At 69.6% G+C, this 17,337-nt stretch carries 18 protein-coding genes and 1 tRNA gene; 10 read left to right on the plus strand and 9 right to left on the minus strand.

Annotation, left to right across the window (positions count from 1 at the left end; translation table 11 throughout):
* Positions 1–24 precede the first annotated feature (24 nt).
* Positions 25–768, plus strand: coding sequence for a glycosyltransferase family 25 protein (locus SALMUC_RS01660; protein ID WP_020042454.1), 744 nt, complete (start codon positions 25–27; stop codon positions 766–768).
* On the opposite strand, the gene yidD is transcribed toward SALMUC_RS01660, so the two are convergent.
* From yidD to rpmH, 3 genes are read right to left on the minus strand one after another with little or no spacing between them, the layout of a single operon-like run.
* Entirely contained in the window at positions 765–1,001 is a 237-nt protein-coding gene (gene yidD, locus SALMUC_RS01665) for a membrane protein insertion efficiency factor YidD (protein WP_020042453.1), read from the minus strand. The genes SALMUC_RS01660 and yidD overlap by 4 nt on opposite strands.
* Positions 998–1,396 carry a ribonuclease P protein component gene (gene rnpA, locus SALMUC_RS01670; RefSeq protein WP_021119700.1) on the minus strand — a complete coding sequence of 133 codons (399 nt, stop codon included), beginning with the start codon at positions 1,394–1,396 and terminating at the stop codon, positions 998–1,000. The genes yidD and rnpA overlap by 4 nt, the downstream gene beginning before the upstream one ends.
* Positions 1,397–1,431: 35 nt before the next feature.
* Positions 1,432–1,566, minus strand: a complete 135-nt coding sequence (gene rpmH / locus SALMUC_RS01675) for a 50S ribosomal protein L34 (protein ID WP_020042451.1) — start codon at positions 1,564–1,566, stop codon at positions 1,432–1,434.
* Between the two features lie 319 nt (positions 1,567–1,885).
* Here rpmH and SALMUC_RS01680 point away from each other — a divergent pair, with 319 nt between their 5' ends.
* The 5 genes from SALMUC_RS01680 (at position 1,886) to SALMUC_RS01700 (ending at position 6,091) form a co-directional block, all read left to right on the plus strand.
* Entirely contained in the window at positions 1,886–2,608 is a 723-nt protein-coding gene (locus SALMUC_RS01680; RefSeq protein ID WP_037371048.1) for a TVP38/TMEM64 family protein, read from the plus strand.
* A 3-nt stretch (positions 2,609–2,611) separates the two neighbouring features.
* Entirely contained in the window at positions 2,612–4,030 is a 1,419-nt protein-coding gene (locus SALMUC_RS01685; protein ID WP_020042449.1) for a dihydrolipoyl dehydrogenase family protein, read from the plus strand.
* Between the two features lie 19 nt (positions 4,031–4,049).
* Positions 4,050–5,432: a sensor histidine kinase gene (locus tag SALMUC_RS01690; RefSeq protein WP_020042448.1), complete on the plus strand. Its 1,383-nt coding sequence runs from the start codon at positions 4,050–4,052 to the stop codon at positions 5,430–5,432.
* A 63-nt stretch (positions 5,433–5,495) separates the two neighbouring features.
* Positions 5,496–5,572: transfer RNA gene (locus SALMUC_RS01695), tRNA-Arg, on the plus strand.
* Positions 5,573–5,821: 249 nt separating this feature from the next.
* A complete protein-coding gene (locus SALMUC_RS01700; RefSeq protein WP_020042447.1) occupies positions 5,822–6,091 on the plus strand; it encodes a hypothetical protein in 270 nt (89 codons plus the stop codon).
* 147 nt (positions 6,092–6,238) lie between these two features.
* Here SALMUC_RS01700 and SALMUC_RS27895 read toward each other — a convergent pair whose 3' ends face one another.
* Positions 6,239–8,932 carry a calcium-binding protein gene (locus tag SALMUC_RS27895; protein WP_020042446.1) on the minus strand — a complete coding sequence of 898 codons (2,694 nt, stop codon included), beginning with the start codon at positions 8,930–8,932 and terminating at the stop codon, positions 6,239–6,241.
* 259 nt (positions 8,933–9,191) lie between these two features.
* Here SALMUC_RS27895 and SALMUC_RS01710 point away from each other — a divergent pair, with 259 nt between their 5' ends.
* A complete protein-coding gene (locus tag SALMUC_RS01710; RefSeq protein WP_020042445.1) occupies positions 9,192–10,190 on the plus strand; it encodes an extracellular catalytic domain type 2 short-chain-length polyhydroxyalkanoate depolymerase in 999 nt (332 codons plus the stop codon).
* Here SALMUC_RS01710 and modC read toward each other — a convergent pair.
* Genes modC through modA form a run of 3 tightly spaced genes read right to left on the minus strand, consistent with a single transcriptional unit; the run spans position 10,187 to position 12,737 of the window.
* Positions 10,187–11,275 (minus strand): molybdenum ABC transporter ATP-binding protein, encoded by a 1,089-nt coding sequence (gene modC, locus SALMUC_RS01715; RefSeq protein WP_020042444.1) that lies wholly within the window; start codon positions 11,273–11,275, stop codon positions 10,187–10,189. The two genes, SALMUC_RS01710 and modC, sit on opposite strands and share 4 nt — an antisense overlap.
* The gene (gene modB, locus SALMUC_RS01720) at positions 11,272–11,964 is read right to left on the minus strand and encodes a molybdate ABC transporter permease subunit (protein ID WP_020042443.1); all 693 of its coding nucleotides are present in this window, start codon (positions 11,962–11,964) and stop codon (positions 11,272–11,274) included. Before modB ends, modC begins: the two co-directional genes overlap by 4 nt.
* Positions 11,961–12,737 carry a molybdate ABC transporter substrate-binding protein gene (gene modA, locus SALMUC_RS01725; RefSeq protein ID WP_020042442.1) on the minus strand — a complete coding sequence of 259 codons (777 nt, stop codon included), beginning with the start codon at positions 12,735–12,737 and terminating at the stop codon, positions 11,961–11,963. The genes modB and modA overlap by 4 nt, the downstream gene beginning before the upstream one ends.
* Before the next feature lie 175 nt (positions 12,738–12,912).
* Here modA and SALMUC_RS01730 point away from each other — a divergent pair, with 175 nt between their 5' ends.
* Positions 12,913–13,518 carry a CDP-alcohol phosphatidyltransferase family protein gene (locus SALMUC_RS01730; protein ID WP_020042441.1) on the plus strand — a complete coding sequence of 202 codons (606 nt, stop codon included), beginning with the start codon at positions 12,913–12,915 and terminating at the stop codon, positions 13,516–13,518.
* Positions 13,519–13,521: 3 nt separating this feature from the next.
* Here SALMUC_RS01730 and SALMUC_RS01735 read toward each other — a convergent pair whose 3' ends face one another.
* Together SALMUC_RS01735 and SALMUC_RS01740 are read right to left on the minus strand one after the other, a co-directional pair.
* Positions 13,522–14,664 (minus strand): geranylgeranyl reductase family protein, encoded by a 1,143-nt coding sequence (locus tag SALMUC_RS01735; protein ID WP_020042440.1) that lies wholly within the window; start codon positions 14,662–14,664, stop codon positions 13,522–13,524.
* Between the two features lie 166 nt (positions 14,665–14,830).
* Entirely contained in the window at positions 14,831–15,037 is a 207-nt protein-coding gene (locus SALMUC_RS01740; protein ID WP_020042439.1) for a cold-shock protein, read from the minus strand.
* Between the two features lie 305 nt (positions 15,038–15,342).
* On the opposite strand from SALMUC_RS01740, the gene SALMUC_RS01745 reads away from it, so the two are divergent.
* Positions 15,343–15,825: a DUF2938 domain-containing protein gene (locus SALMUC_RS01745; RefSeq protein ID WP_020042438.1), complete on the plus strand. Its 483-nt coding sequence runs from the start codon at positions 15,343–15,345 to the stop codon at positions 15,823–15,825.
* Positions 15,826–17,043: 1,218 nt separating this feature from the next.
* The coding region (locus SALMUC_RS01750; protein ID WP_245584648.1) for a transposase at positions 17,044–17,337 on the plus strand (294 nt) is incomplete at its 3' end.

Raw genomic sequence — 17,337 nt, forward strand, 5'->3', positions numbered from 1 at the left:
CGGGCAGTCATCGAGGAGGTCTTCATGCCGGTCACCCGCGGCGGCGAGGCGTTGTTGTCGATTTTCGACCGGGTCTACGTCATCAACCTGCCGGATCGCGCGGATCGCCGGGCCGAGATGGCCGCGCAGCTGTCGCGCCTCGGGCTGGGGTTCGATCATCCTTCGGTGACGCTGGTGCCCGGCGTGCGGCCCGACGATCCGGGCGAGTTTCCCGGCCTCGGCGTGCGCGGCTGCTACATGAGCCACCTCTCGGTGCTCGAGGCCGGGCTGCGCGACGGCGCGGAGCGGTTCCTGCTGCTCGAGGACGACGCGGATTTCGTGCGCGGGATCGAGGAGCGCCTGCCGGCGCTGGCCGCTGCCGCGCGGGACGAGGACTGGGGTCTCCTCTGGGCCCACATGCCCGGGCGCTACCACGCGCCGCCCACCGCGACGCCGGACCTGCTGCACGAGGTTTCGCCCGACACGCCGATCAAGCTGGCGCACATGGTGGGGGTCACGCGCGAGGCGGCCGAACTGGCGCTGCCCTACCTGCGCGCCATCGCCGAACGGCCCTACGACGACCCGGCGGGCGGGCCGATGCACGTGGACGGGGCCTATTTCTGGTTCCGCCGGGCGCATCCCGGGGTGCGCACCCTTGCGCCCGAAACGGCGCTGGCGCTGCAGCGCTCCTCGCGCTCGGACATCCATCGCGGCCGCTGGTACGAGACGATGCCGGTGGTGGGAGAACTCGTGGCCGGGCTGCGGCGGGCGAAGAACGCGCTGCGCTAGTCCTTGCGGCGGGGCGGCGGCACGTTGTCGATGCCGCTGCCGCCCCAGGGGTTGCAGCGCAGGATGCGCCGCGCCGCCAGCCAGCCGCCGCGCAGCGCGCCGTGCGTTTCCAGCGCCTCGAGCGCGTAGGCGGAACAGGTGGGGTGGAAGCGGCAGCCGTGGCCGACCCAGGGCGACAGGACGAGGCGATAGGCCCGGACGGGCAGGGCGACCAGGTGCGCCAGCGGCGTCATTTCCCCGTGCCGTGGATCTTGCGCAGGGCATGGGCGAAATCGCCCTGCAGCTGCACGAAGGGGCGTTGCGCGGTGATGTCGCGCCGCCCGATCAGCACGTAGTCCCAGCCGGGCTGGCCGATCTGCGGCAGGGCAAGGCGCGCGACCTCGCGCAGCCGGCGCTTGGCACGGTTGCGGGCGACGGCGTTGCCGACCTTCTTGGAGCAGGTGAAGCCCACGCGGATCGCCGGATCGCCGTCGTGCCGAAAGCGGGCCTGCACCAGCATGGACTGCACCGGCTGACGCCGCGCGCGGGCGGCGGCGAGGAAATCGGCGCGCTTGCGCAGCACCGTCACCGGGGCATTGGACACACCAAAAGCCGCCCCGGATGTCTCCGGCGCGGCGCTGGCTGCCATGATGCGCGGCTCCGCCACGGGGCAGAGCGCGCGGTTCAGGCGCTGAGGTTCTTGCGGCCGCGTGCGCGGCGCGCGTTCAGAACCTTGCGGCCGGCTTTGGTCGCCATGCGGGCGCGGAAGCCGTGGCGGCGCTTGCGAACCAGGTTCGAAGGCTGAAAGGTGCGTTTCATCGCGCTCTTCTCCGTGTCTCGGGGGCCGTTGCCCCATGTCTCGGGCGGGCCCGAAACGGATTCGCCGGGCCGCGGTCATTGGAAGCCCGTGCTATAGGGAGGTCGGCCCCGCCTGTCAAACCCCCGTAACGGGAAAGCTGCAACAATTCCGGGCCCGCGCGGCGCCGGAATTGTTACAGGGGCCGCAAGACCCCCTGTTTCGTGGCCTGCAGGCGTCACCGGGAATCAAGGCGGCGTGATGGGGGTGTCGCACCGCGGATGCGCGGCGCATCTTTACCTCATGACATTGCACAGCGATCCCCCCGCCGGAAAGGCCGAGATGCCGGAGACCAGAAAGCCGGGCCTTGCCCGCCACCTGCCGCTGATCGTGATCCTGGCCGTGGCCGTCCTCGGTTTCCTCACCCTGCGCGACCAGCTCACCTTCGACACCCTGCGCGATAACCGCGAGGCGCTGCTGGCGCTCCGCGATTCGCACTACCTGCTGATGGTGGCGGGCTTCGTGGCGGTCTACATCGCCATCGTCGCCTTCTCGCTGCCGGGGGCGGCGGTGGCCTCGGTCACCGGCGGGTTCCTCTTCGGGCTGGCGGCCGGCACCGCCTTCAACGTGTTGGCCGCGACCGTGGGCGCGGCGGCGATCTTCCTGGCCGCCCGCGCGGGGCTCGGCCGGGCGCTCGCGGCGCGGATGGAGGCCTCGGAGGGCACGGTCAAGCGGCTGCGCGACGGGCTGCAGGAGAACGAGATCAGCGTGCTCTTCATCCTGCGGCTGGTGCCCGTGGTGCCCTTCTTCGTCGCGAACCTGCTGCCCGCGCTGGTCGGCGTCCACTTCCGGAACTTTCTGTGGACCACGGCGCTTGGGATCGTGCCCGGCGCGCTGGTCTTCACCTCGATCGGCGTCGGCGTGGGCGAGGTCTTCGACCGGGGCGAGGACCCCGACCTCAGCCTTCTGTGGGAGCCGCAGGTGATCGGCCCGCTGCTGGGGCTCGCCGCGCTGGCGGCGCTGCCGATGGTGATCAAGGCCCTGCGCGGACGAAAGGACATCTGAGCGATGGAACGGATCAAGACGGACATCCTCGTGATCGGGGCGGGCTCCGGCGGCCTCTCGGTGGCGGCGGGCGCGGCGCAGATGGGCGCGCGGGTCGTGCTGCTCGAGCGGGGCGAGATGGGCGGCGACTGCCTGAACTACGGCTGCGTGCCCTCCAAGGCGCTGATCGCCGCGGCGCATCATGCCCAGGCCATGCGCGACGGCGCACCCTACGGCGTCGCCGCCGCGGAGCCGCAGGTCGATTATGCCGCCGCGCAGGACCACGTCGCCCAGGCCATCGCCCGCATCGCCCCGAACGACAGCCAGGAGCGGTTCGAGGGGCTCGGCGTGCGCGTGATCCGCGAGGAGGGGCGTTTCCTCTCGGAGACCGAGGTGCAGGCAGGCGATCACGTCATCACCGCCCGGCGGATCGTGCTGGCCACCGGCTCCTCGCCCTTCGTGCCGCCGGTCCCGGGGCTCGACGGCGTGCCCTACCTGACGAACGAAACGCTCTGGCAGCTGCGCGAGCGCCCCGAGCACCTGCTGATCGTCGGCGGCGGCCCCATCGGGCTGGAAATGGCGCAGGCGCACCGGCGGCTGGGCTCCCGCGTGACCGTGATCGAGGCCGAGACGGCGCTGGGCCGCGAAGACCCGGAGATGGCCGCCATCGTGCTGGAAAGGCTGCGCGCCGAGGGCGTCGAGATCCTCGAGCAGACCGCCGCGCGCGAGGTGCGCGGCAGCGCGGGCGCCATCGAGGTCGAGACCGCCGACGGCGCGGTGCACCGCGGCTCGCACCTGCTCGTGGCGGTCGGGCGCCGGCCCAATGTCGATGGGCTGGACCTCGACAAGGCCGGGATCGAGACCACCAAGGCCGGGGTGACCGTCGATTCCGCGCTGCGCACGACGAATCGCCGCGTGCTTGCCGTGGGCGACGTGGCGGGGCAGGGGCAGTTCACGCATCTTGCGGGCTACCACGGCGGGCTGATCGTGCGCTCGACCGTGCTGGGCCTGCCGGTGCGGACGAAGCCGCAGATCATTCCGCGCGCCACCTACACCCGGCCCGAGCTGGCCCACGTGGGCCTCTCCGAGGCCGAGGCGCGCGCCGAATACGGCGACAGGCTCGAGGTGATCCGCGAGGCCTACCAGCACAACGACCGCGCCATCGCCGAGCGCCAGACGGCCGGGCTGGTCAAGGTCATGATCCATCGCGGCAAGCCGGTCGGGGCCACGATCGCGGGCGCGCAGGCGGGCGAATTGATCGGCACATGGGCGCTGGCGCTCTCGGCCGGGCTCAAGATGAGCCAGATTGCCGGCATGGTCGCGCCCTATCCGACTCTCGGAGAGCTTAACAAACGCGTCGCGGGAACCTATTTCACCCCAAGGCTGTTCCAGAACGATATGGTGAAAACGGCGGTCAGACTGGTGCAGCGCTGGCTGCCATAGGTTCAAGACGCAAGATTTTATGCTCAATTCGCTCTCCGGCCGTTTCCTGATCCTCACGACCGTGTTCGTGATGCTGGCCGAGGTGCTGATCTTTCTGCCCTCCGTGGCACGCTTTCGCGTCGACTATCTCGACGCGCGGCTCGAGCGTGCGCAGATCGCCTCGCTCGCGCTGCTGGCCGACGACATGATCGACCCCGAGCTCGAGCAGGAGCTTCTGGACAACGCCGGCGTCTACAACGTGGCCCTGCAGCGCGACGCCACGCGCGAGCTGATGCTGTCGTCGCCCATGCCGGGCGCGGTGGATGCCAGCTTCGATCTGCGCGACGCCACGCCCTGGGTGCTGGTGCGGGACGCGCTGGCGCGGCTGATCGACCCGCAGGACCGGCTGATCCGGGTGCTGGGCTATCCCCAGCGCGACGCGGGCGAGCTGATCGAGGTCACGATGGACAGCGCGCCGCTGCGCGCGGCGATGATCGAGTACGGATTGCGGATCCTGATGCTTTCGGCGGTGATCTCGGTCATCACGGCGGTGCTGCTCTTCATGGCCGTGCGGCGGTTCCTCGTGGCGCCGATCAAGGGCGTGGTGAACCACATGAAGCGCTTTGCCGACGCGCCCGAGGATGCCCGCAGCATCATCCGCCCGACCGCGGGCGTGAAGGAGCTGCGCGAGGCCGAGGAGGCGCTGCAGTCGCTGGAAACCCAGCTCTCGCAGAGCCTTCGGCAGAAGGAGCGGCTGGCCCAGCTGGGCGGCGCCGTCGCCCGCGTCAGCCACGATCTGCGCAACATCCTGACCTCGGCGCAGCTTTTCACCGACCGCATCGAGATGTCCGAGGACCCGGCGGTCAAGCGGCTGGCGCCCAAGCTGGTGGGCTCGATCACCCGCGCGGTCTCGCTCTGCGAGACGACGCTGGCCTTCGGCAAGGCCGAGGAGCCCGCGCCGGTGCTGACCCAGTTCAACCTCGCGGCGCTGGTGAACGAGGTGCTCGAGGCCGAGCGGCTGGCCATCGGCGACCACGACGTGAGCCTCTCCGAGGACATTCCCGCGACGATGCAGATTCGCGGCGACCCCGAGCAGCTCTACCGCGTCATCGCCAACCTCGTGCGCAACGCGCGGCAGGCGATCATCGGCAACGGCGAGCCGGGCGAGATCAGCGTCTCGGCCCGCGCGGCGGAGAGCGAGTGGGTGATCCGCGTGACCGACACCGGGCCCGGCCTGCCGGCCAAGGCGCGCGATCACCTGTTCCAGCCCTTCCAGGGCGGCGCGCGCAAGGGCGGGGCGGGTCTCGGCCTCGCCATCGTGGCCGAGCTGGTGCGGAATCACGGCGGATCGCTCTCGCTGACGGGCAGCGACTCGCACGGGACCTGCTTCGAAGTGCGCCTCCCGATGGGCGACCTGACGTGAAGCAAAATTCTTCCCCGGGGCCTATTGCAAAGCCCGGCGGGCGAGTCTAAACCCCGCCTCGACGGACCGATAGCTCAGCTGGATAGAGTACCTGACTACGAATCAGGGGGTCGGGGGTTCGAATCCTCCTCGGTCCGCCACTTCCCTCCCAAGGCACTGTTTTCCTTGGTCGAGGGGGCGGCGTTTCCCACCTGATACCATGCTTCTTTCGCACGCCTCCGGGTCTTTCGTCTGGTCGGATGCTCGCCCTGCACGCCAGCTGACGGCGGCGAAGTCCGGCTTGTCGCGTGGTCGTCCGCGCAAGTCTTCTGGCCTTTCGTATTCTGATATTGCAATGTGACTGCGCGCGCGGCGAGATCGAATCGGATACGACGAAAGGCACACCATCCATGTCGAGCAAACACATCCTGGGCGCCGCGTTCTGCGTCGCCTGCACCCTTGGCAGCGCCGTCGCGGCGTCGCACGCGAACCCCTGGGCCACTTCGGATGACGAGGTGACGTCGCAGTATCACGAGGCGAACCAGGCGCGCAGCATCGGCACGCCCGGCGAGGACGAGATGAAGGGCGTCATGGTCCGCCGCGCGTCGGGCAAGCTGGGCGGCTCGGCCAGCGAGCGGTCGGGCGGTGGCGGGCACGGCGGGGGCCACGGCCGCCGCTGACAGCGCCACCGTCAGACAGCATGGGACCGCCCGGCGCGTGACGCGCGGGCGGTCCTGTCGTGTCCGGGGTCTCCGCCGCGTCGTGGCGCAAAAGAAAGGGGGCGCGGGTCAGGCCCGCGCCCCCTCCGGTCCCGGAGATGCCCCGCGTCAGAGCAGGAAGTCGTCCACCGTGAGCGTCAGGATGCCGGAAAGCTCGATCTCGAAGTCGGGCCAGCCGTCGCCGTCCATCTCGCCCTGGATCACCGTCGCGCCGTTGCTGTAGACGTAGCGCAGCTCGCCGGGCGCGCCGGAGAAGGGCGCGTTGCCGATGAAGGTGAAGTCCTGGCTCAGCGGCGTCGTCCTGTCGGCGTCGATCCGTCCGATCTCGATCCGGTCGATGCCGGGCTCGAAGTCGGTGATGATGTCGCGGTTGCCGATGTGCGGGCGGCTCTCCAGTTCGGAGAAGTAGATGAACCGGTCGGTCTGACCCGCCGAGCCACCGCTCATCACGTCCACGCCGAGGTTGCCGTAGATGGCATCCACGCCGAGCCCGCCGTCGATCGTGTCGTCGCCCGCGCGGCCGTAGAGCCGGTCGGAGCTGTTGCCGCCGAAGAGCGTGTTGCCGCCGTCGTCGCCGCGGAAGTTGTCGGCGAAACGGCTGCCCTCGAGCGCCTCGATCGAATCGTAGGTGTCGCCGGCCGCGTCGTTGGTCGCCGCCACGAGGCCCAGCAGGTCGACGAGCACGCCCGCCGTGGCGCTGCCGTAGCTCGCCGTGTCGAACCCGAGGCCGCCCATGAGCATGTCGGCACCGGGGCCGCCGTCGAGCACGTCGTCGCCCAGGCCGCCCTCGAGCAGGTCGTCCCCGAGCCCGCCGTAGAGCGTGTCGTCGCCGTCGAGGCCGAGGATCGTGTCGTTGCCAGCAAGCCCCTCGATCACGTTGTCGCCCGCATCGCCGGCGAGATCGTCGTCACCCGCGGTGCCCGTGGTATCGGCGGCCACGAAGCGGTTGAGGAACAGGAAGCTCTCGACGCCCAGCTCGCTGTCCACGCCCTCGAGCGTGACCAGCTCCGACCCGCCAAGGCTCAGGACAAGGTCGCCACCCGAGACCGTCTGGTCGAGGAAGTGATCGAAGTTGAGGTCGGTGAGCCCCATGTCGAAGAGGCCGACCACGTCCGAGCCGATGGCGAAGTCGGTGATCGTGCTGGCCGCGACGCCGGTGAGGTCCTCGCCTGCGCCGTAGGCAACCACGAAGAGGTCGTCCGCCGCGCCGCCGGTGAAGCTGTTGCCGCCCTGTCCGACGAGGTAGTCCGAGCCGGTGCTGCCGGTGACCGTGTCGCCGGCGTCGAAGATCTCGATCTCCTCGTAGTCCATCAACAGCTCGGTGTTGTAGAGCGTCGCCGGCTTCACGTCGCCCTTCACGTAGAAGGCGACGTCGAGATCATTGGTCATGTTGAGACCGTTGATCGAGGGCGCGCCCGAGTTGTTCTGGTAGCCGATGCTGATCGACAGCGGCGAGACCGGGTTCTCCCAGTCCAGCAGGTTGATCACCGTCGTGGTGTCGGTCCCGACCTCGTAGCGCACCTCGTCCCTGGTGGGCAGGGCGGTCAGGCGCGGGTCGAGCGGGATCACCACGCCCGGCAGGTCCTGGCCGTACTTGTCGGGCTGCAGGCGCCAGCGCGGGCCGATCTCGTAGTCCGTGCCGTCGTCGGTCAGATCGGCCATGAAGGGCTCGCGGTCCATCGTGGTGTAGTAGGCGTTGGTGAAGCCCCCCTCGAGGTCCGAGGACATGGCCCCGATCCGGTCGAGCAGGCTGCCCTCCGCGGCGCTCGCGAGCGCGGGATCGCGCAGGATGGTGCCCGCCGGGTAGAAGGTGCCGTCACCGGCGTAGAAGCCCTCTTCCGACACCCAGCGGCCCCGGGCGTCCACGGTGTAGCCGGGAAGCTGGCCGATGGCGGATTCGTTCTCGAGATCCTCGGGACGGATCTGGTCGTTGGGGTTGTTGGTGATGGTGTGTTCCGTCACCAGCTCGGCCGCGGTCACGCGGTAAAGCGGGATCAGGCCGGACTCGGTGTCCTCCTCGCTCCATTCGTCGGGCAGCGGCAGGGACACCTCGAGGCGGATGTCGTTCGGCCGCTTGACCTCGTTGCCCCAGCGGTAGAGCAGCTTGCCGTCGTCCTTCATGGTCACCGAGTAGTCGTCGCTCACGGCGATGGCCTCGGTGATGGTGCTTTCGTTCGGCGCCAGGATGTCGCGGATGTCGATCTCGCCGTCGCCGTTCTCGTCGTCGATGTAGGTCAGCACGTCGGCGACGTATTCGCCGTCGTGTTCACCGCCGACGACCATGAGGTTGTCGTCTAGCTGGTAGGCGGCGAAGGGATCGCCCGGGAAGAGCTGGTCCGACAGCACATGCTGCATGACCGCGTAGTGCTCGGTCGAGGCCTTGACCGAGTTGCCGCCCAGACCGGCAAGCCAGGTGCCCAGCTTGGCGGGCGTCTGGAAGGTGTCGGTCGGCGCGTTCGAGACCACCAGGCCCAGCTGTTCGCCGGCCTCGCCGTGCAGGTCGCCGGCCCAGCCTTCGGTGTATTCCGGGTTCAGGTAGAAGTCCTTTTCCACGGCGCCGTCGAAATCGGTGACGATGAACCCGAATTCGCTGTTGATCGGGTAGAGACTGACGCCCTCGGTCGTCGTCTTGGGCGCGGCCGAGACGTCGATGACGGGCAACTCTCCGGCCTCGACGTCGCCCTGGGTCAGGCCGTCGAAGGTGCCGGTGATGTCGTCGATGCTGAAAACGTGGGATACACGGTAGTCCGGTTCGGTGTTCAGCACGTCATCCGGTGGGTTCTGAATGGTTGTGACCGCCATGGTGTGGGTCCTCCGAGGTCTGTCCAGGTTCCCGGCGTTACTCGTGCCGGGGCGCTCCGCCGGTCCGCTTTGATCGCTGCGTGTTCTTGCGTGGCGCCCACATATTCTGATTGCCAGATATCTCCTCGGCCTTGAGCAAAATCAATTTCCCGCAAAGGCCGATGAAAAAATTGGCCGGTGCAGCGCAACGGGATTTTCTGCAGCTGCGAAAAGCCTCGGCCGTGCTAGGCTCCGGCCCGGATATCACCGGGAGTTTCCGATGCGCGTTGCCTGCTTCTCGGCCCTTGCCCTGCTGGCCGCCCCGGCCGCGGCCGATCCCTTGCCCGATCTGTCCCTGGCGCCGGAGGTGACCGTCTCCGGGCTCTCCAGCGGGGCCTTCATGGCCGTTCAGCTGCAGACCGCCTTTTCCGCCTCCGTCACCGGCGCGGGGGTGGTCGCGGGCGGCCCCTACGACTGCGCGGGCGGCAGCGTGTACCGGGCGCTCTTCGTCTGCATGGACCAGTTCTGGATCGAGCCGGGCACCGCGCGCACGCTGGAGACGATCGCGGCGCTCGAAGGCCGGATCGATCCGCCCGAGCGGCTGGCGGACGACCGGGTCTACCTCTTTCACGGCACCTGGGACGACACGGTGGGCCGCCCCGCGATGGACGCCCTGGCCGGGACCTATGCCGCGCTGGGCGTGCCCTCCGGGGCCATGAGCTATGTCACCGACGTCGAGGCCGGGCACGGCTTCCTCACCGAGGCGGGGCAGGTCGAGTGCCACCGCACCGCGCCGGATTTCCTCAACGACTGCGACATCGACCAGGCGGGCGATATCCTGTCGTGGCTGCTGGGTCCGCTCGCGCCGGGGCAGGCGGTGCCGGACCACCTGCGCAGCTACGATCAGGGCCCCTACGCCGAGGGCGCCACCGGGCTTGGCGAAACCGGCTTCGTCTACGTGCCGGCCTCCTGCGCCGCCGGGGAGACCTGCCGCCTGCACATCGCGCTGCACGGCTGCAAGCAGGGGGCCGAGCGGATCGGCGACGCCTTTGCCCGGCGCACGGGCTACAACGCCTGGGCCGAGGCCAACCGCATCGTCGTGCTCTACCCGCAGGCCGCGACGGTGCCCGGCCCCTGGTACAATGTCTTCGGCGGGAACCCCAACGGCTGCTGGGACTGGTGGGGCTACGGCAGCGAGGACTACCTGTCGCGCGAGGCGCCGCAGATCGCCGCCATCGGGCGCATGGCCGCCGCGCTGGGCGCGGCGCTCGCGCCCTAGCTGCCCTCGGCCACGCTGTCCGGCGCCACCGAGACGGCCTTGAGCACCGCGTAGAGCCGTTGCCCCGGCGCGATCTTCAGCGCCTCGGCCGAGCGGCGCGTGATCCGCGACAGCAGCAGGCTGTCGCCCGCCGCAAGCTGCACCAGCGCGCCCGGTCCTTCGCCCAGCCGCAGGCTGCGCACGGTGACCGGCAGCACGTTGAGCGCCGAGATCCCCTCGGGCCGCGTCGTCGCCAGCATCACGTCCTGCGCCTCGACGTGGACGCGCACCACCGCGCCGGGCGCGCGGGCGACGCGCGGCAGCAGCAGCGGCAGCGCGCCCACGGCCAGCTCGGTGATGCCGTCGGGGTGCTGCGTCACGACCCGCGCCTCGAGCACGGCCCCCGCGGCGCGGGCGCCGAGCGGCGTCACCTGCGGGTCGCTCAGCACCTCGGCGGCGCTGCCCTGCCGCGCGACGCGCCCCTGTTCGAGCACCACGACATGCGTGGCCAGCCGCGCCACCTCGGCCGTGGCATGGCTGACGTAGAGGATCGGCAGGCCGATCTCGTCGCGCAGCCGCTCGAAGTAGGGCAGGATCTCGGACTTGCGCGCCTCGTCCAGCGCCGCCAGCGGCTCGTCCGCGAGGATGAGCTGCGGCCGCGCCAGCAGCGCCCGGCCGATCGCCACGCGCTGCCGCTCGCCCCCCGAAAGGCCCCCGGGCCGCCGCTCGAGCAGCGCCTCGATGCCCAGCAGCTCCGCGACCTCGTCAAGGCCGGGGCCGGCGGCCTCGCGCGGGGCAAGGCGCTGGCCGTAGAGCAGGTTGCGCCGCACGCTCATGTGCGGAAAGAGCCGCGCATCCTGGAAGACATAGCCCAGACGGCGCCGGTGCGGCGGCAGGAAGACGCCCGCCGCGCTGTCGAACAGCACCCGCTCCCCCAGCGCGATGCGCCCCGCCTCGGGGCGCAGCAGCCCCGCGACCGCCTGCACGACCGAGCTCTTGCCCGCGCCCGAGCGGCCGAAAAGCACGGTCAGCCCCGGCGGCGCCTCGAAGGCCACGTCCAGCGCGAATTCGCCCAGGCGGTGCTGCAGGTCGACCGAAAGCGTCATCGGCCCGCCACCCGGCGCGCGATGCGCCGCGAGATCGCCTCGGAGAGCAGCAGCGCCGTCATGGCGATCACCACCGAGACCGCCACCAGCCCCAGCGCCGCGCCCTCTCCGCCCGGCACCTGCAGGAAGGCATAGATCGCCGAGGGCAGGGTCTGCGTCTGCCCGGGAATGTTCGACACGAAGGTGATGGTGGCGCCGAACTCGCCCATCGCCTTGGCGAAGGCGAGGATCGCGCCGGCCAGGATGCCCGGCAGGATCAGCGGCAGGGTCACCGTGGCAAAGACCCGCAGCCGGGAGGCGCCCAGCGTCGCGGCGGCCTCCTCGAGCCCGGGGTCCACCGCTTCGATCGAGAGCCGGATCGCGCGCACCATCAGCGGGAAGCCCATGATCCCGGCGGCCAGCGCCGCGCCGGTCCAGCGAAAGGCAAAGACGATGCCCAGCTGTTCCAGCGCCGCCCCCAGCGGCGCGTTGGTGTTGAGCGTCAGCAGCAGAAGGTAGCCCGTGACCACCGGCGGCAGGATCAGCGGCAGGTGCACCGCCCCGTTCAGCAGGTGCCGCCCCGGAAAGGTCCCGCGCGCCAGCGCATGCGCCACGGCAATGCCCGGCGGCAGGGCCCAGAGCGTCGCCCAGAAGGCCACCTTGAGCGACAGCAGGACGGCCTGCCACGCCTCGGGGCCAAGCAGGCTCACGGCGCGGTCAGGGGCGCGAAGCCCTGCCGTTCGAAGACCGCGCGCGCCTGCGGGCCCTGCAGGTAGTCGAGAAAGGCCCGCGCCGCCGCGCTGTCGCCCGAGGCGGTCGCGGCGCCGGGGTAGACGATGGGCGGATGGCTGTCCTCGGGGAAGGTCGCCAGCACGCCGACGCGCGGCTCGGCCACGGCGTCGGTGGCATAGACCACGCCCAGCGGCGCCGCGCCCGAGGCGACCAGCGCCAGCGCCGCGCGCACGTTGTCGGCCTGCGCCACCTGCGGCGCGATGCGGTCCCAGAGACCCAGCGACTCCAGCGCAGCCTTGCCGTAGATCCCCGCCGGCACCGCGTCGACCAGCGCCATGGCGAGCCGCCCGTCGCCCAGCCGCCCGGCCAGCGCGTCGGGGCTGTCCAGCGCCACGGGCGCGCCCTCGGCGTCCGCGCCGATCAGCACGATCCGGTTCGAGAGCAGGTCGATGCGCGTCCCGGGCGCGATGGCGCCGCTTTCCTCGAGGCGATCCATCCAGGCCGTGTTGGCCGAGAGGAAGACATCCGCAGGCGCCCCGCGCTCGATCTGCCGGGCCAGCGCCGAGGAGCCGGCGAAGGAGACGGCGACCTCGTCGCCCGTGGCCGCGCGGTAGTCCGCCGCGATCTCGTCCATCGCGGTCTTGAGGCTCGCGGCGGCGAAGACGGTCAGGCTCTCGGCGCGCGCCGCGGCGCCCGGCAGGGTGCTGGCGAGAAGGGCGGCGAGGGCGAGGCGAAGCCAGTGGCGCGGCATGGGGTCTCCGGTCTGGAAAACGGTGCCGCAAGGTATCGCGGGCGCGGCGGGCGGTTGCAAGCCTTCGGCACGCGGCCAGAGCTTCGGCCTCGCTCCCGCACACGGAAAACGGCCTTGCCCGCGCGCCGCCGTCGCGGGACAACCGGCGAAGCCCTGTCCGACCCGGAGACCCCGCATGTTCGACGCCGCGCTCATCCCGCTTCAGCGCCGCCTGCTGCATCCGCCCGCCCGCGCCCTGCACCGCGCGGGCGTGGGGGCGGACGCCATCACGCTGGCGGGCTTCGGCGTGGGGCTGCTGGGGGTCCTCGCCGCCGCGCTGGGCTGGCCGCTGCTGGCGCTGGCGGGTCTGCTGGGCAACCGCCTCGCCGATGGTCTCGACGGAGAGGTCGCGCGGATGAACGGGCCGACCGACCGGGGGGCCTTTCTCGACATCGCGCTGGATTTCCTGTTCTACGCGCTCTTTCCGCTGGGCTTCGCGCTGGCCGATCCGGGGGTGAACGCGCTGCCGGCCGCCGTCGTGATCGCGAGCTTTGTCGGCACAGGGTCGTCCTTTCTCGCGTTTTCGCTGATCGCGGACCGGCGCGGCATCGCGGCGGAGGACTATCCGACCAAGGGCATCTACTACCTCGGCGGGCTGACCGAGGGGGCCGAGACCATCGGCTTCCTCGTGGCGATCTGCCTGTTTCCGGCATTCTTCCCGGTGCTGGCGCTGGTCTTTGCCGGGGCCTGTTTCCTCACGACGGCGACCCGCTGGCTCGCCGGGTGGCGGCTCTTCGGCTGAGCCTCAGCGGGCCAGCACCCCGTGACGCCAGAGCCTGCGGGGCAGGCGCAGGAGCGTGCGGCGCAGGATGTCGGGATACTCGGCCTCGCCCGCGAGCAGCGCCATGTAGTGATGCTTGAGGCTGCGCGAGTCCTCGAAGGCGCGCGCGAAGAAGTCGCCGCTGCCGGCGGAAAAGACCAGCGGCCGCAGCAGCCGCGCCTGCGACAGCGCGCGGTGGATCGGGCGCAGCGCCGCGGTGTAGCGCGTCAGCGCGCCTGCCGGATCGCCCGCCGCCAGCGCGTCGCGGCAGGCCAGCGCGGCCAGCCGGCCGCTGTCCAGCGCATGCGCGATGCCCTCGCCGGTGATCGGGTCCACGAGGCCCGCCGCATCGCCCGCCAGCAGCACGTTGGCGCGGCCGGGATGGCGGCGGAAGTCGCCGAAGGGCAGGTGATGCCCCTTGACCGGCGCGCGGCGCGGCGTGCCGAGCTGCGCGAGATACCCCGCGAGATGCGTCTTCATCGCCGGATTGCGCGACTGGAGGCCGCCGATGCCGATGGTCGTGCTGCCGGCCTTGGGAAAGCGCCAGCCGTAGCCCCAGCGCACCGCGTCGAAATCCACGCGCAGGCGGCGGTCGTCCTCGGGCGGGTTCTCGATCTCGAGCGCGAAGCCGATCTTCGCGGGGTCATGGGCCGCGCCGAAGAGGTGCCGTGCCGTGGGGCTGTTCACGCCGTCGGCGCCGATCAGCGTGCGGAAGGCCAGGCTGCGCCCGTCGTCGAGCGTGACCCTGTCGCCCTCGATCCCGGTGGGGCGCCGCCCGCAGAGGATCTCGGCCCCCGCGTCGCCCGCGCGTTCGAGCAGATGCGCGTCGAGGCGTCGCCGCATGGTCAGATGGACGGGCGGACAACCCGCGATCTCGCCCAGCGGGCGGCCGTGGCGATGGAAGGCGATGGTGTCGTGCCGCTCCAGCACGTCGGCGGGCGGCAGGCTGCCGATCTCGGTCAGGTGGCGCAGGCTGCGGCCGGTCAGCAAGCCGCCGCAGAGCTTGTCACGGGGAAAGCGCGCCTTGTCGACGACCGCGCAGCGCAGCCCCGCCAGCGCCGCGATCAGCGCAGCGGCCGAGCCGGCCGGGCCCGCACCGAGGATGAGAAGATCGTAGGGTGCGGGCATCGGGGTTTCCGTTGCGGCAATAACTCGTCGGAGCATGCCGCCGCCCGTCTCGCGATGCAACGCCGCAGCGCTTCGAGCCGTACGGAAGTGCCGTACCAGTCGTACATGAAAAACGCCGCCGTCCCCGCGGGGACGGCGGCGCCGAATGTCACGGATGGCGCTGCGCTCAGGCGAGCTGCAGGTCCACGGCGCTTTCGCGGCCGTCACGGCCCGACTGAAGCTCGTAGGAGACCTTCTGGTTGTCGGACAGGCCGGTGAGGCCCGAACGCTCGACGGCGGAGATGTGCACGAACACGTCCTTGCCGCCCGAGTCGGGTGCGATGAAGCCGTAGCCTTTGGTGGTGTTGAACCACTTAACTGTGCCAGTTGCCATGGGATGAACCCTCTATCTGTTCATGCTGCCCGCGGTAGTGCGACAGCCCGGCATCTCACGTCTTTCGAAGGGACTGTGCCGAAAGTCGGAGAACAGTAGGGTCGAGAAGAGATCGTCTGCAGCCCCGGAAATACCAGAGGCATTCGTTCGGGGCAAGATTCGTCTGTGGCCCTCAGGTTGACGCGCCCGCTGCGTGGCCTGGCGGACGCGGTTTCGGCGCCGGGACGGGCACTTGCGCGGCGCGCTCTTGTGCCGCGGGGCGATCCGTTCCAAGCAGTTGGCGCGGACAAAAGGGAGGATTGTGGATGGACGGCTGGATCTGGGCAGGGCTGGCGATGGGGATCGGCGGCACGGTGGCGATGGACCTCTGGGCGCTGGCGCTGAACCGGCTGGCGGGGCAGGGGATGCCCAACTGGGCCAACGTCGGCCGTTGGGTCGTCGAGGTCATGCGCGGCCGGGTCTTCCACGACGACATCGGCGCGGTCTCCCCGGTGCAGGGCGAGCTGGCGCTGGGCTGGGCGTTCCACTACGCCGTGGGCGCGATCTACGGCGCGCTCTTCCTGGCGATCGTCGGGCCGGGCTGGCTGGAGGGCGCGGCCTTTGTCCCGCTCTGGATCTTCAGCCTGCTGACCATCGCGGCCGGCTGGTTCCTGCTGCAGCCCGGCATGGGCCTCGGCTGGGCCGCCGCCAGGACGCCGCAGCCCTGGAAGGCGCGCGGCATGGGCCTGCTGGCGCATACGGCATTTGCTGTGGGCATGTGGGTCGTGGCGCTGGCGGTGGCGGTGTAGTCCTTTAAATGAAATCAAATTGAGTTGGTTGTCGCTCCGTTCAGCAGTGAGCTTCCTATTTGGGAATGGTTGGTTTGAGAAATCGGACGTTAGGTATCATTTAAGAGCTTGCCGGTAATCCATGACCCCGAAATGAAATTCGGATCATGGGGTCTTTCGTATGAAGGCAAGGGTGGTTTCTGTCTGTGTTGTGTTCGTGACAGGGCTTGGTGTCTCAGCGTGTTCACATCACCGGACCGACGACAACAACTTCGAAGCGACCTCCCATAGTTTGACGCGCGCGGACGCAAGAGGTCCCACGGATGCGGCTGGGGAACGTCAGGCATATGTTCTGAGTTCGCAGGATCAGGATCCACTTGATCGTGTACGGCTTGGCCCTGGTGACCTTTCGGATGCCGGAAGTACTGCGGCTGGCCTCGCGGCTGGCTTTGTCGAGGCAAATCCTTTTGTCTCCTGGGCAGGCGGCGGAGCGCCTTTGGTTCTCCTTCCAATGAAATATGGAATGAAACGTGCGCTTGTTTCATCCGGAAGACGCCCCGCACGTGCGAATTGGATGGTGGAAACTGCGGGTGTTTTCGGCGCCTGCAACAACCTCGCGATACTCGCTGGCAGCGTGCCGCCCGCAGCGCTCGGCATCGGAGCGTTTTGTGCCATTGCCTTCGGCCAAACCACCCAAAGGAACTACGAAGGCCGAACCGGAAGGACGCTGGACGGACAGCCACTGAGGCCAAGTAATTCGCAATCTTCCGAAAGATGATCAGTCATGGACTCGGCGTGCTGTCACTCGAACGCCCTGATTGATTTTGGGAGTCGGGGAGGGTTTCGCGTTCAACGGTCGCATGAGACCTGCCGCCGAAATTCTTCCGTGGCAGGTCTCTTGGGTAAACGCGGTCCTAGGTTTGGCCGAAGTCGAAAACGGTCAAGAACACTGATCGCAACAGCGATCAAAGGTTGTAGTCGCGAATGCCGGACCCAGTTCTCTACATCTGAACTGGTCGTCATGCGCCTGCCAGGTCGTCAATGAGAAATTGACTAATCCTCGCATTCCATGCCGCGCGGCCGCGACCACATCATGGTTTATTACCGCGTGAACTTCTGTAAGCGCTGTCCCGCGGTCACCTTCCGCGATGTTTCGGCGAATGCGAGAGCATCCTTATCGTGAGTTAGGGAGTGCGGTTCGCAATGTGCGCTACAAATGCGTTTCTCAGATCGCTCGGTGTGGAGATCTACGCGTCCGGACACCGGCGCTGGCCGGATGAGGCGAAGGCGCAGGCAGTCGCCGAGACGCTCCAGCCGGGAATGACGGTGAACGATGTTGCAACGCGGTTCGGTATCCAGCCGAACCAGCTGTCGGCGTGGCGGCGCATGGCGAAGGACGGCAAGCTTGTCCTGCCGGCCGATGAGGGCGCCGGAGATGAGGCGGTGTTCGCGCCTCTCGTGGTGTGTGACGCGGGGTCTCCTGCGCCAGAGGCGGAGAGCAGCGCCGTGGGGCGCGATATCCGGCTCGCTGTC

Origin of the sequence: Salipiger mucosus DSM 16094, assembly GCF_000442255.1 — a bacterium.
Lineage (GTDB): Bacteria > Pseudomonadota > Alphaproteobacteria > Rhodobacterales > Rhodobacteraceae > Salipiger > Salipiger mucosus.

Coding starts and splice junctions, on each gene's coding strand:
- SALMUC_RS01660 (WP_020042454.1), top strand. CDS start 25: ATGCCGGTCACCCGCGGCGGCGAGGCGTTGTTGTCGATTTTCGACCGG.
- yidD (WP_020042453.1), bottom strand. CDS start 1,001: ATGACGCCGCTGGCGCACCTGGTCGCCCTGCCCGTCCGGGCCTATCGC.
- rnpA (WP_021119700.1), bottom strand. CDS start 1,396: ATGGCAGCCAGCGCCGCGCCGGAGACATCCGGGGCGGCTTTTGGTGTG.
- rpmH (WP_020042451.1), bottom strand. CDS start 1,566: ATGAAACGCACCTTTCAGCCTTCGAACCTGGTTCGCAAGCGCCGCCAC.
- SALMUC_RS01680 (WP_037371048.1), top strand. CDS start 1,886: ATGCCGGAGACCAGAAAGCCGGGCCTTGCCCGCCACCTGCCGCTGATC.
- SALMUC_RS01685 (WP_020042449.1), top strand. CDS start 2,612: ATGGAACGGATCAAGACGGACATCCTCGTGATCGGGGCGGGCTCCGGC.
- SALMUC_RS01690 (WP_020042448.1), top strand. CDS start 4,050: ATGCTCAATTCGCTCTCCGGCCGTTTCCTGATCCTCACGACCGTGTTC.
- SALMUC_RS01700 (WP_020042447.1), top strand. CDS start 5,822: ATGTCGAGCAAACACATCCTGGGCGCCGCGTTCTGCGTCGCCTGCACC.
- SALMUC_RS27895 (WP_020042446.1), bottom strand. CDS start 8,932: ATGGCGGTCACAACCATTCAGAACCCACCGGATGACGTGCTGAACACC.
- SALMUC_RS01710 (WP_020042445.1), top strand. CDS start 9,192: ATGCGCGTTGCCTGCTTCTCGGCCCTTGCCCTGCTGGCCGCCCCGGCC.
- modC (WP_020042444.1), bottom strand. CDS start 11,275: ATGACGCTTTCGGTCGACCTGCAGCACCGCCTGGGCGAATTCGCGCTG.
- modA (WP_020042442.1), bottom strand. CDS start 12,737: ATGCCGCGCCACTGGCTTCGCCTCGCCCTCGCCGCCCTTCTCGCCAGC.
- SALMUC_RS01730 (WP_020042441.1), top strand. CDS start 12,913: ATGTTCGACGCCGCGCTCATCCCGCTTCAGCGCCGCCTGCTGCATCCG.
- SALMUC_RS01735 (WP_020042440.1), bottom strand. CDS start 14,664: ATGCCCGCACCCTACGATCTTCTCATCCTCGGTGCGGGCCCGGCCGGC.
- SALMUC_RS01740 (WP_020042439.1), bottom strand. CDS start 15,037: ATGGCAACTGGCACAGTTAAGTGGTTCAACACCACCAAAGGCTACGGC.
- SALMUC_RS01745 (WP_020042438.1), top strand. CDS start 15,343: ATGGACGGCTGGATCTGGGCAGGGCTGGCGATGGGGATCGGCGGCACG.